The organism is Gordonia sp. HS-NH1 (genome assembly GCF_001418765.1).
Taxonomy (GTDB): domain Bacteria; phylum Actinomycetota; class Actinomycetes; order Mycobacteriales; family Mycobacteriaceae; genus Gordonia.
This window is the reverse complement of sequence record NZ_LIYC01000067.1, coordinates 1-12,800: the sequence shown is the minus strand read 5'-3', so window position 1 is coordinate 12,800 and position 12,800 is coordinate 1. Positions and strand designations below refer to the sequence as shown.

Here is a 12,800-nt window from a genome sequence, read left to right as displayed (position 1 = left end):
CTACCAGGGGCTTGACCCGGGCACATTCCAACGGTCGTCGCCGACGCAGTCTGTTTTTTGGGCCGGCGATGAACAGCGACGTCCACCACGCTGCGTTTGGTCGTTCCTTCATCCGCGAGGCGACGGCGGCGCTCCTGGATATCTTCGCGCGGATCAGCGAGGACCTTGGTGCTCAGTACGATCATCGTCCTCATCACTGTGCGTGCGAACCAGGCTGCGATGGGTGACGGGCGGGGGACGTCATGGGCGCGCAGTAGCCCGTCAGGCATGAACGCGGTCACTACAGCCCTTCCCAACGGCCGCAGCGGCCGTGGAAACCATGTGGAAGCGAATCGTTCAATGCCTCCCGCTGTAGAAATGTGACTGGGCTGGTGCACGGGCCAGGGTCGATCGATGTAGTCGCTGACCAATTGCTCCATGGCTTCGTAGCTTTCCGGGAATGGGGCGATGTCGGTCACAGAGCGCCCATCCGGGAGTGTGAAGTTGTCGGCCACGCCTGCCCATAGTCGGTGCATCGCGTGCCGCTGCTTCGCGTCGAAACCGCTGAGCCCCAACCGTTTCTGGGCCGTATTCACCAAGGTTGCGTTGAGACAGAGAATATAGATGTAGTCTTCGACGTCATCAAAACCCGACGGATACTCCGCAGCATAATGCGCATGATATTTGTTCACCATCTCGATTGAGCGGTGGGTGGCCATCGCCTGCGCTCCGTGCTCGAGCCAGGTGAGCATGTGGTCGACTGAATCGTCCCTGCGCTTGGTCGCCTGCGTGACGTACTTGCCGTTCTGATTGCGGATGACGGCGTCGTTGACGGCCGGCTTGATGCCAGCGGCGGGGGTGCCGACCGTGTAAAACCAGTCCAACTGCATGTCGTTGAGGTGGTAAAGAGTGCTCAGCCGGACTATCTCAACATAGTCGGTGTCAGGGTCGAGGTGCTGTAGTCGGCGGGCTATCCATTTTCTCCCGGGAGTATGTCCCGGCGCAGCTTCAACCGCTGCAGCGTAGTCGGAGGACATCATAGGGCCTTTCGTTTGGGAGCAAGGGGGTTACGTAGCGATACCTCGTCTAGTTCGCGGCGCTAGCTCGATCGCGTACGGGCGTCACCTCGGCAGGCGGTTTTGGACCGCGATTGGCGCCCTTGGTGGGGCACACAACGGCGCCATCGGCGGTGACCGCAACGGTGAGTCGGCCGACACGGTCGATCTCCACGGTGATCGTGTCACCGTCGTGAACCTGACCGATACCGGCAGGAGTGCCGGTCGTCACGATGTCCCCGGGATGCAGGGTCATGACCGACGAGATGTACCCGATGAGAGCTGGGACGTTCCAGATGAGATCGGAGATGTCCGCGTCCTGCCGCATTACATCGTTGACTTGGGTGCGTAATCGCAATGTCGACACAGCACCAACCTCGTCCTTCGTCACAAGGTAGGGACCCACAGGGGTAAAGGTGTCGAACGATTTGCGCGTGGATCGGTCTTCTCCACCCCGCATCGTCATGTCGAGGAGGCAGGTGTACCCGGCTATAAATGATTCGGCCTCGTCCGGCGCAACGTTGCGTGCCGTACGGCCGATGATCAGGGCGAGTTCACCCTCCTGATCGAACCGGCGGTCGGTGTAGGGCAGTGCAACGTGCGTACCGTCGGCAGTGACCGAGGACGGCGCTTTAAGAAACACGCCTAGTGCGTCAATATGCGCATCCTCGTTCATCTCCGCCTGATGGTCACGGTAGTTCACCGGAGCCGCAATTATTTTGCCGGGATCGGGCACGACGGGGGCAACCTCGACGTCGGCCAATGCCACACGAGGTAGACCGTCGAGCGCCTCCTCGTCGATGACCCCCCCAGTGGCTTGCAACAGCTGGCGCATCGCGCTGATTCCGTGTGCGCCATTCGTGAGCGAGGTCGCGTCGATGACTGTGTCAGCAGACACGATGCCGACGCGATTGCGCCCGGCGTCTGAATGGAACGAGAGAAGCTTCATGGTGTCGATTCCTTGTAGTGGCGGTCAACTTGTAGTGGCGGTCGAATAGTCCGGCTGATCAACCCGGGAGTGCTGAGAACTCCCCGGTGCGCTCTGCGTACAACCAGTCGAGGTCGGTGTAATCGTCGGCCGCACGCATTCGAAACACGCGGTTGCGCAGCGCAAGCATCGCCGGATCGTCGGTGTGCCAGGTGCGTCCCCAGGGCCGCGCAACGGCCTGGCATTTGGTGGTCAGCGGTATGCGCTCGGCCTCGAAGATCTTAAATGCACGCGCCGCGTCATTTGGGCACGCTTCCAGGCAATGTGCAAGTCCCAGCGCATCTTCGAGAGCTTGGCACGCGCCTTGACCCAGATACTGGAGCATCGCGTGCGCCGCATCACCAATGAGAACAGTGTGTTCAGTACTCCACGTACTGAGAGGCTCCCTATCGAAAATCGGCCATGCGCGGGAAGTGTCGATCTTGGCAAGGGCAGCGCGAACAGGCTCACAGGCGTCCGCGAACATCGCATCGAACTCGTCCGCTGTACCCCAGTCGGCACGGCCGGCGGCGAAACGCGGACTCTCATACACTGCTACCTGGTTGTATAACTCTCCGCGGCGTACGGGGTACTGCATCAGGTGAACTCCCGGGCCCATCCAGAGCACCACCTCGTCCCCGGCGACATCGCCCATCTGATCTATGTCGATAGCCCCGCGGTGTGCGACGTGACCGCTGAACGTTGGTTCAGAGGTGTCATGCAACTGTCGCACGCGTGACTTGATTCCATCCGCGCCTACCAGGACATCCGCAGTGTAGAAATCTCCGCCGACGAATGTGGCCGTCGCGTAGTCAGCTGATTCAGCGACCGATGACACAGACCTGTTGGTCTCAAGCGTGACAAGGGGATCGGCCACGCATGCTGCGAGCAGGATCGATAGGATGTCGCTGCGATGCGCCACGATGTACGGATAGCCATAGCGTTCGAGAAACGGAGCGCCGAAATCCAGTGTGGTGAGCTCGAGCGCATCGTGCACGTCGCGAACGACGGCGGACCCCGGGTGAACGGCGACGGCATTGAGCTCGCTCAAAAGACCCAATCGGTCAAAACTCCTGGTCGCGTTCGGACCAATCTGTAGGCCTGCGCCAATTTCGGTGAACTCCGGTGCCTGCTCTACCAGGTGTACGGGCCTTCCGGTTCGAGCAATCGACAAGGCAGTAGCGAGGCCGCCGATACCGCCGCCGATGATCAAGGTGGAGAAGTGTCGGGTGGTCATCAGGGCTCAACTTTCTCATCGCGGTACAGAGCCAGCGCATCGAGGACGGGTGCATCGCTGGTGGTGAAGATGTCCAAGTCACTGTGGGCGTGCAATCGGTACACCGCCCACGAAGGGACAACGAAGATGTCTCCGGGGCCGAGGTCGAACTCGCAGTCGTCGATCTCCACTCGTCCGGTGCCGGAGAACACCGCACACACCCGAGATCCGGTTTGGCGCTCCGCTGCTGTGGTTGTGCCAGAGAGCACCCGGCGCATTTCACAGCGAAGCGTGGGCATGACATCGCGGCTTCGTGTCGGGTCCTTGAATCGGACACTGGCGTCGCCGGATTCGGTTAATTCCAACAATGCCGTCAGCGCGGCGTCCGTGTCGAGCCACCGATACACGGTCAACGGCGAGTGTTCGGGCAAGAAGCCGTGACCTGCGGTTGCCGGCATGAGCCCTGCCCCTTGTCCGAAACGACGCTCCGAAGCCGAGCGGCGCGCCTGACTGCGATCCGCCTCCTCGCTAGGCCCCTCCTCGAAGAACACCGCATCCAGACCCGCCACGATGGGCAGATCGAGAACGTCGAGCCACATCATCGACTCCGAACTCGGATTGTGGTGCTCGTGGAACGCCCACGCGGGCGTCAAAATCAGATCGCCTTGCGACATCGTCACCGGATCGCCATCGAGGACGGTGTAGGCGCCCGCCCCGTCGAGTACAAATCGAAGAGCTGACGGCGTATGACGATGGGCCGGGGCGAGTTCACCAGGCAGCAGGAACTGCACCGCCGCCCACAGGGTTGATGAGATATATGGAGCGCCACCAAGACCGGGATTACTCAAAGCTAGTACGCGGCGATCGCCACCGCGCTCAATTGGAACCAGGTCACCGGATTGTGCCGCCAGCTTGACCAGCTCACTCATACTCCAGCGATGCGGGACCGTCGCCACCGATGGAGTCTTGGTCAGCAACCCGCGCATCTCCCACAGGGGCTGCAAGTCGTTCGCTGCGATATCGCTGTAGAACCGGTCGAGTTCGGGATCGTCGGAGGTGAAGCGTCGGGTGCTCATATACATCTCACTGGTAGGCGTCAAAACCGGACTAGCTGTTCAGAAACAAAAATCAGTCAAAGTAATCCGTGTACATACTAAAAGTATAGCGCAGGGCTGTGACTGTCAACACAACGAGCGCGATGGGTCGGGTATAGTTCGCTACTAGATGGTCACACCCTTGAACTGCAGCTATTGTGACATTGAGGCATCGGTCCCTGCCTCCAGATTTGTTGTGTTGACGGTCGGTTCGGGTCGTCTGTACTGTGAGTCACAGTCACTTATCCGTATACCGACTAAGGAAGCAACGGGACAGGACATGACACTCATCGAGGATCGAGTCTGTCAACGCTCGCTACAGGCGCGCGGTACGGGCGCGTGGGCACTTCCCGACTGAGCAGGCGGCGCTCAAATGCTTGTACTTGGCCACGCGTGCTCTGGACCCGACAGGGAAAGGTAAGGCACGATGGGCAATGAGGTGGAAGCCCGCGCTCAATGCGTTTGCGATCACCTTCGAAGGACGCATCACCCCGAACGGTAACTAACCGACATCAAGGTCGGATCCACCGTTAATCGGACACTCCCCGATAATGTTATCGGCACTTCAATGAGGCTGGGCGAGAACGGTTCTCGGCGTTGTCTGACGTAAGGGGTTCTTGTCGCGACCTAAGGATTCGGCTGTCGGACCTTCATGAGGTCGGGGATCGATCAGTCGGAGTAGCGGGGCACGACGGCGAACACCTCGATGTCGCGCGGTACCCCCTTGGCGCGGAATCGCCGGCGACGAGTGGCATACCGATCGGCGCCGGCGGCGTCGACGGTCGCTCCGCTGGCCAACAGCTCACCGGCTCCCGCGGCTGCCGCGATCCGAGCGGCGACGTTCACATCGACACCGAGGAAATCGTCACCGACCGCCCGCGGTTCGCCGGTGTGGAGACCGGCTCGCAGCTGTGGCCGGTAGTCCCCGAACGTCAGGGCACTCACGGCGACGATCACCTCGTGACCGGCCTCGATCGCCTCGACACCGTCGACGAACACGGCCATCGTCCCGTCGCCGAGATGTTTGACGATGCGTCCGCCGCGGCTGCGCACGATGTTCTCGGTGACGTCGTTGACGTCGCGCAGGAGTCGGAGGACCTGGTCGTCTCCGGCATGCAGGGCCCACGTCGAGAATCCGACGAGATCGGTGAACAAGATGGTGGCGGGGACTGGGGTGCGATCGGATCGACGACGTCGTGTGGTCACCAACGCCTGCCACACCTGGACCGATGCGAGGCCGAGCTCTCGTATGGCACTGGGTTTCTCGGGCCGGGACTCGCTGATGAGGCGTGCCACGCGGTCGGATGCACGCGGCCCGGTGATCGGGTTCTCGTTGTGCGGGATCAGATCTCGTGCGGCGCGAGCCGCCTTGACGACCCCGGCGCTGGAGTCGGTGCGGGCCAGTAGGTCGGCCATCCGGCGCCCGGGTCCGGGACGGTCGGGATCGTTGCGTCTGACGGGAAGCCGGTCGCCCCGACGACGGGTCGACCCACCGGTCCTGTCGTTCGCTGCGGAGGGTTCGTCCGGGCCGTCCGCGGCGGATGTCGCATCGTCGTCGGTCGGACCGGGATCCGGGAGACCGTCGCGGTCGCGGTCACGTGTCGAGTCGTCGGCTCCGGTCACGCCTTGAGTCTAGTGGCCCCGCTCATCGCGAGACCGACACCGCCGCGTCCTCGGTGACACCGTTCCGCAAACGCTGTTGTAACGGCCTTTGTACCGTGCTGTCATCAGCAAGACGCTCGACCGAACGGTGTTCGTACTTCATGCCTGGCCGAGTACGTTGTCACCGCTGTGCCCACGACAGCCATGACCGCCCACGTCAGGGTCCAGTAGGCGCGCGAGCGCCTGAGGTGGGACGTGTTTCACTCTGGTACGTGGCTTCAGGCGCAGCGCCGGTGACGGTTCCATCGGTCTTCACGATCGGCGGCGACGGAACACTGACGGCCGAACCTCTCGCGATCAGCCTTTGGTCAAAGTCCAAGATCGGGGGATACGCGGTGTGCGGTGTACTGGCCCGTGCCATCGAGGAGGTCGCTGCGGCTAGAAGTCGACAGACCGATCTCGGAGCGAGAGGGCCTGATTACTACAGGCTCTCGGTCACGCCGGCGTCGTTGTCCGGTCGCCTTTCCGCGGTGGTCCGGTCGCCATGTGAGCAGAAGTGCCAATGCCAACAGGATCTCGGCGATGTCGCCCCAGTAGTACATGAGCGTTCCGCCGGCGCGTAGCTCGTCGAGTGGTGCGCCGACCCTGACGAACAATCCGGCGTACAGCAACTGGGCGATGACGGCGTGTCCGAGGATGGCGAGTCCGAGGACCGCAAGTCGCGTATGCACCGACGGACGCTCGGGCCCCGGATCCGGGCCGGCGATCATCCACGCGAACAGATAACCGGACACGAAGAAGTGGACGTGCACGACCATGTGGAAGGCTTCGTGGCGTTCGGTGAGAGCGAACAGCGGGGTGAAGTACAGCGCGGCGAGGCCGCCGATGGTCGCTGCGAGGAGCACTGCGGGGTGGGTGGTGATTCGAGCGGGACGTGAGCGTAGCAGGTGCACAAGCGGTTTGGTGACCGAGACCGGCGCAGTCCTCAGGACCAGAGTCATCGGCGCGCCCAGTGCGAGGGCGAGTGGCGCGTACATGCCCAGCAGGAGGTGGCCCAGCATGTGATCGGGGAATGCATCGGACGTGCTCGGCTGAAGTGCCAGACCCAGAACGATTAAACCGACGATGAAACTCGCCGTGTGCCAGTGGTTCCACCCGCGTGGCTGTCGGCGGCATCGCTGAGCGGCGACAATATAGATCACTCCGGCGAACACGAGTGCGGTCATCGCCACCAGGACACCGGCGGAAGCGGTGCCCGCATGCGATTGGTGAGCGACGGTCACGGCGTCGAGGTGCGCCGGTCGGCCCGCGGCGGCGCATCATCGTACGGCTTTGCGGTTCGTTGTAGCGCCCACCCGATGAGCACGAGAGCAACTCCGAGTATCAGAAAGCCGATGTCCCAAAGGGTTTGGTGGTCACCGCTTCGGACGTGGTGAATTCCGAGGATGTGGTGGTCGATGATGCCCTCGACGAGGTTGAACAGCCCCCATCCGACAAGGACCCAACCCCACAGTGATCGTGACGTCCACAACCGCTGACGTGCGTGCGTGACGCGTGAATACAGCAGTGCCAACCCGATCAGCACGGCGAGCCAGGGGAAGGTATGGAACAACCCGTCCCAGAGAGTGTTGATCTCCAGGCCATGGACGGTGTCGGCCGGGTAGTGGTCGATCCCGATACGGTCGGTGTCGGTGCTCGTCAGCATGTGATGCCACTGCAGTATCTGGTGGAGCAGGATGCCGTCGACGAAACCGCCGAGACCGACACCGAGGACCACTCCCGGCAGGGCGAGTGAGGTCTCAGTGTCTTGACGATTGGTTGCCCGCGGGCTGCTGCGCATTCCATCGCGATGCCCGGGCGTCGTCCGGTCTAAACGTCACCGTATTGACCACGTGCCTGCACCCCATACCGGCTTTTGCCTGGCGAAAAAAAGGGTCTCCACCAGGCCCGGAACGGTTCAGTGCAATGCCTGCGACGATGCGCGGGCCCTCTATTTCTCGATGCCGGTGATGGGCCGGCGCCTCGCCCAGTGCGTCCTGGCTGTGCTGGTGCTACGCGCGCAGCGGGTCGTCGAACGACTCGTCGAGATTCCGAGCCTCTCAGCACCCAGGTGGGGAATCTCAACCGTTGTCGCGAGCGTCTTCGCACCACCAGCTTGGCGTGTCGGGGTTTCCCTCCTCCGATTCACTGCTGCTGCAGCTGGCGAAGAACAGTCCCCCGATTACGAACATCGCCACGACGACGCCAACACCGCGCCGAAGACGCTGATCAGACCGGCGCGCCGGCCGCTTCGGCGTCGTCGGCCTCGCGCCCGTACCGGGTGGCCAGCCACGAGCAGATCATGAGCTGGATCTGGTGGAAGATCATCAGTGGCAGCACGATGAGGCCGACGGTGGTGCCGGCGAAGAGGACGGTCGCCATCGGCAGGCCGGTGGCCAGGCTCTTCTTGGTGCCACAGAACTGGATGGCGATCGTGTCGGCGCGGTCGAAGCCGAGACGTTTCGGAACCCAGCCCGTCACCGCGAGCATCACCAGGACGAGCAGCAGCGAGATGACCGTCACCGCGATCACCTGACCCACCCCGACCGTCGACCAGATGCCCTGGACGACCCCCTCACTGAACGCGACGTAGACGACGAGCACGATGGCGCCGCGGTCGGCCAGCTTGGTGATCTTCGCGTGCCGGGTGAAGAACGGGCCGACCCATTTGCGGGCGAGCTGCCCGATCAGGAACGGCACCAGGATCTGCGCGACGATCTTCAGGACCGACGTCGCGTCGATGCTGATGTCACCGGCGTTCTGCATCAGCGCGACCACGAGCAGCGGGGTCAAGAAGACGCCGAGGATGTTCGACGTGGACGCGCTGACGATGGCACCGGCGATGTTGCCTCTGGCCATCGAGGTGAAGGCGATCGAGGACTGCACGGTCGAGGGCACCAGGCACAGGAACAGCAATCCGGCGTACAGGTCCTCGCCGATCAGCGGCTCGACGATCGGCTTCAGCGCGAGTCCCACGATCGGGAACACGATGAACGTGAACGCCAGGATCGTGACGTGCAACCGCCAGTGCCGGAGACCTTCGAGCGCCTCGCGTGGATGTAGCCGCGTGCCGTACAGGAAGAACAGCGCGGCGATCGCGACGATCACCACCCAGTCCAGTGCCTCCGCGGCCGCGCCGCGGACCGGCAGGAAAGCGGCGACGACGACGGCGATGATGATGGCCAGGATGAAGCCGTCGATCGGAGAGCGATCGAGGAGATTCTTGAGCGTACGCATGGATGTGCCCCGAGGTCAGAGGTGTGAGACGACGCCGGCCGGCTCAGGCCGGGGTGGAGTCGCCCGCGCAGACGCCGCGCAGCGAGCAGGCGCCGCAGCTGCTGGTGCCGCAATCGGCCGCCGGGCCGGAGGGGTCCTCGTCGGCGGCGTGGCTGTGGGCGTCGTCGCCCGAACAGCAGGAGCAGCCGCCGTCGTCGACGGGTACGGCTGCGGCGGCGCGTACGCCGATGCCGCTGACCAGCCCGATCACCACGAGCGCGGCGACCAGCGCGACGAGTCCGAAGGCCAATGCCCATCCGCCCGGGACGGCGAGGGTCGCGATGCCGCCCAGTGCGAGGATCAGACCGGCGCCGAGGGTGCCCGGGCCGGCGATGCGGTTGGCGATGCGGAACGCCTCGTCGGATCGCATGGTCTCCGCGGAGCGGACGCCGATCCATCGATTGCGCGGGAGGGTGCCGCGCAATCCGCGGATTCCTACCACCGCCCAGAGTCCGGCCAGCACGAAGAGCAGTACGGCAACGGCGACGGACACGGCATTCACGACCCACAGCATACGACCGTGCGTCGTACCCGCCGAATCGGCGTACGGCGGCCGTTGCCGGCGGCGGCCGAGGCGACCGGATTGGGGAGCTGCGACCGACAGGATTTACCCTGGTCGCGTGACTTCAGCCGAGAAGACGAGCGGCGACACCGCCGGCACGACCGCACACCGCTACACGGCGTCGGTCGCCGGCGAGATCGAGCAGCGCTGGCAGCAGACCTGGTCCGACGAGCGCGCCTATGAGGCGCCGAACCCCGTCGGGCCGCTCGCCGGTGACCTGTCCGCCTTCGGCGGCGGCGACGCCGACGCTGCCGACAAGCTCTTCGTGCAGGACATGTTCCCCTACCCGTCCGGGGCGGGCCTGCACGTCGGCCACCCGCTCGGCTTCATCGCGAGCGACGTCTTCGCCCGCTACCAGCGGATGACCGGCAAGAACGTGCTGCACACGATGGGCTTCGACTCCTTCGGTCTGCCCGCCGAGCAGTACGCCGTGCAAACGGGCACCCACCCGCGCACCACCACCGAGCAGAACATCGAGCGCTACCTGGGCCAGATCCGACGCCTCGGGTTGGGCCACGACGAGCGTCGTCGGGTGGCCACCACCGACGTCGACTTCTACCGCTGGACCCAGTGGATCTTCCTGCAGATCTACAACGCCTGGTACGACGCCGACCAGGGCAAGGCCCGGCGCATCTCCGAGCTCGTCGACGAATTCGCTTCGGGTGCACGAGCATTGGGTGGCAAGTACGAGGGGCGCGACTGGGCCGACCTCTCCCCCGCCGAGCGCACCGAGATCCTCGACGATCATCGCCTGGTCTACCTGAGCGATTCGCTGGTCAACTGGTGCCCGGGACTGGGAACCGTGCTGGCCAACGAGGAGGTCACCGCCGACGGCCGCAGCGACCGCGGCAACTTCCCGGTCTTCCGGAAACACCTGCGGCAGTGGATGATGCGGATCACCGCGTACTCCGACCGGTTGCTAGACGATCTCGATCTGCTGGACTGGCCGGACAAGGTCAAGACCATGCAGCGCAACTGGATCGGCCGCTCGCGCGGCGCCCAGGTGCGCTTCGACGTGCCCGGCGTCGGCGGCATCGAGGTCTTCACGACCCGTCCCGACACGCTCTTCGGCGCCACGTACATGGTCCTGGCGCCCGAGCATCCGCTCGTCGACGAGCTGACCGCAGGCGACTGGCCGGCCGGCACCGATGACCGCTGGACCCGCGGAGGGGCGGACCCCGCTGCTGCCGTTGCGGAGTACCGCGCGTCGATCGCCGCGAAGTCCGACCTCGAACGCCAGGAGAACAAGGAGAAGACGGGCGTCTTCACCGGCAGCTTCGCGATGAATCCTGTGAACGGCGAGCAGGTTCCGGTCTTCGTCGCCGACTACGTCCTCATGGGATACGGCACCGGCGCGATCATGGCGGTCCCGGCGCACGACGCCCGTGACCACGAGTTCGCCACCGTGTTCGGACTGCCGATCCGCGAGGTGATCGGTTCGGACACCGACATCGCCGCCGAGGCCTACGTGGGCGACGGTCCCCTGGTGAACTCCGGGTTCCTGGACGGTCGCAACGTCGAGGATGCGAAGGCGGCGATCGTCGAGCGCCTCGAGGCCGACGGTGTGGGCACCGGGAGGATCCAGTACAAGCTGCGCGACTGGCTGTTCGCGCGCCAGCGCTACTGGGGCGAACCCTTCCCGATCGTCTACGACGCCGCCGGCCAGCCGCATGCGCTGCCCGAATCGATGCTGCCGGTGGAGCTTCCCGAGGTCGACGACTATGCGCCGGTGTCGTTCGACCCCGACGACGCGGACAGCGAACCGTCGCCTCCGCTGGCCAAGGCCACGGAGTGGATGACGGTCGAACTCGATCTGGGTGACGGTGTGCAGACCTACACCCGGGACGCCAACGTCATGCCCCAGTGGGCGGGCAGTTCGTGGTATCAGCTGCGCTACATCGATCCCACCAACTCGGAAACCTTGTGCGCCAAGGAGAACGAGGCGTACTGGATGGGTCCTCGCCCGGCGCTGCACGGCGCGAACGACCCCGGTGGCCTCGACCTCTACATCGGTGGCGTCGAACATGCGGTGCTGCATCTGCTGTACTCGCGGTTCTGGCACAAGGTCCTGTTCGACCTCGGCTACGTCACCAGTCGCGAGCCGTACCGAAAGCTGTTCAACCAGGGCATGATCCAGGCGTACGCCTACACCGATTCGCGCGGCATCTACGTGCCGGCCGAGGAGGTGACCGAGGAGAACGGCGAGTTCTTCTACAACGGTGAGAAGGTCCGCCAGGAGTACGGCAAGATGGGCAAGTCGCTGAAGAACTCGGTGGCGCCCGACGACATCTGCCGTGATTACGGTGCTGACACCCTGCGCGTCTACGAGATGTTCATGGGTCCGCTCGACCAGTCACGGCCGTGGGCCACCAAGGACGTGGTGGGCTCGCAGCGATTCCTGCAGCGGATCTGGCGGCTCGTCGTCGACGAGGAGTCCGGCGCCCTGCGCGTCGCCGACACCGAACTCGACGACGACACGAAACGGTTGCTGCACAAGACGATCGCCGGCGTCCGCGAGGACTACGACGCGCTGCGCAACAACACGGCGGTCGCCAAGCTGACGGTGCTGACCAACCATCTCACCAAGAACTTCGAGAAGTCGGGCGCGCCGCGGGACGCCGTCGAACCTCTGGTGACCATGCTCGCTCCCCTGGCGCCGCACATCGCCGAGGAGCTGTGGCACCGGTTGGGTCGTGGTGGTCTGGTTGTCCGCGCCCCCTTCCCCACTCCTGACCCGCAGTGGCTGGTCGAGGACACCGTCGAGATCCCGGTCCAGGTCAAGGGCAAGGTCCGCAGCCGGATCACCGTCGCGGCCGACGCCGACGAGGACACGATGCGCGCCGCCGCGCTCGCCGACGAGAAGATCGTCGCGATCCTCGACGGCGCCGAACCCCGCAAGGTCATCGTGGTCCCCGGCCGGATGGTGAACATCGTCCCGTGACAGCCCCCGTTCCCTGAGGCCTGGCGGCCGTCGTGGACTGCGAAAGAGCACTCGTGAGCGTCCGAATTT

General features: G+C 64.3%; 10 protein-coding genes and 1 pseudogene. 2 read left to right on the top strand and 9 right to left on the bottom strand.

The window, feature by feature from the left end; all coding sequences use genetic code 11:
• The 4 genes from AMD30_RS23495 to AMD30_RS23480 form a co-directional block, all read right to left on the bottom strand.
• Positions 1-1,019, bottom strand: a 1,019-nt coding sequence (locus AMD30_RS23495) for an oxygenase MpaB family protein (protein ID WP_055477293.1), incomplete at its 3' end; no start/stop codon positions are given.
• A gap of 46 nt (positions 1,020-1,065) precedes the next feature.
• Complete coding sequence (locus tag AMD30_RS23490; RefSeq protein ID WP_055477292.1) at positions 1,066-1,983, bottom strand: fumarylacetoacetate hydrolase family protein; 918 nt, start codon at positions 1,981-1,983, stop codon at positions 1,066-1,068.
• Positions 1,984-2,041: 58 nt separating this feature from the next.
• Positions 2,042-3,238 (bottom strand): FAD-dependent monooxygenase, encoded by a 1,197-nt coding sequence (locus tag AMD30_RS23485; RefSeq protein ID WP_055477291.1) that lies wholly within the window; start codon positions 3,236-3,238, stop codon positions 2,042-2,044.
• Positions 3,238-4,293: a cupin domain-containing protein gene (locus tag AMD30_RS23480; protein WP_055477294.1), complete on the bottom strand. Its 1,056-nt coding sequence runs from the start codon at positions 4,291-4,293 to the stop codon at positions 3,238-3,240. Before AMD30_RS23480 ends, AMD30_RS23485 begins: the two co-directional genes overlap by 1 nt.
• A 305-nt stretch (positions 4,294-4,598) precedes the next feature.
• Here AMD30_RS23480 and AMD30_RS24810 point away from each other — a divergent pair.
• Positions 4,599-4,817 (top strand): annotated as a pseudogene (locus AMD30_RS24810) (transposase); the annotation flags it as partial.
• Between the two features lie 163 nt (positions 4,818-4,980).
• Here AMD30_RS24810 and AMD30_RS23475 read toward each other — a convergent pair.
• The 5 genes from AMD30_RS23475 to AMD30_RS23455 form a co-directional block, all read right to left on the bottom strand.
• Entirely contained in the window at positions 4,981-5,934 is a 954-nt protein-coding gene (locus tag AMD30_RS23475) for an adenylate/guanylate cyclase domain-containing protein (protein ID WP_010843091.1), read from the bottom strand.
• 347 nt (positions 5,935-6,281) lie between these two features.
• Positions 6,282-7,139, bottom strand: coding sequence for a cytochrome c oxidase assembly protein (locus AMD30_RS23470; RefSeq protein WP_231632833.1), 858 nt, complete (start codon positions 7,137-7,139; stop codon positions 6,282-6,284).
• A gap of 53 nt (positions 7,140-7,192) precedes the next feature.
• On the bottom strand, positions 7,193-7,753 hold the full coding sequence (locus AMD30_RS23465) for a DUF2243 domain-containing protein (RefSeq protein ID WP_055477289.1): 561 nt from the start codon (positions 7,751-7,753) through the stop codon (positions 7,193-7,195).
• A gap of 428 nt (positions 7,754-8,181) precedes the next feature.
• Positions 8,182-9,189 (bottom strand): bile acid:sodium symporter family protein, encoded by a 1,008-nt coding sequence (locus AMD30_RS23460; RefSeq protein WP_055477288.1) that lies wholly within the window; start codon positions 9,187-9,189, stop codon positions 8,182-8,184.
• Between the two features lie 43 nt (positions 9,190-9,232).
• Complete coding sequence (locus AMD30_RS23455; protein ID WP_055477287.1) at positions 9,233-9,742, bottom strand: SdpI family protein; 510 nt, start codon at positions 9,740-9,742, stop codon at positions 9,233-9,235.
• 106 nt (positions 9,743-9,848) lie between these two features.
• Between AMD30_RS23455 and leuS the strand changes: the two genes are divergently transcribed.
• Positions 9,849-12,731 carry a leucine--tRNA ligase gene (leuS, locus tag AMD30_RS23450; protein WP_055477286.1) on the top strand — a complete coding sequence of 961 codons (2,883 nt, stop codon included), beginning with the start codon at positions 9,849-9,851 and terminating at the stop codon, positions 12,729-12,731.
• Positions 12,732-12,800 lie beyond the last annotated feature (69 nt).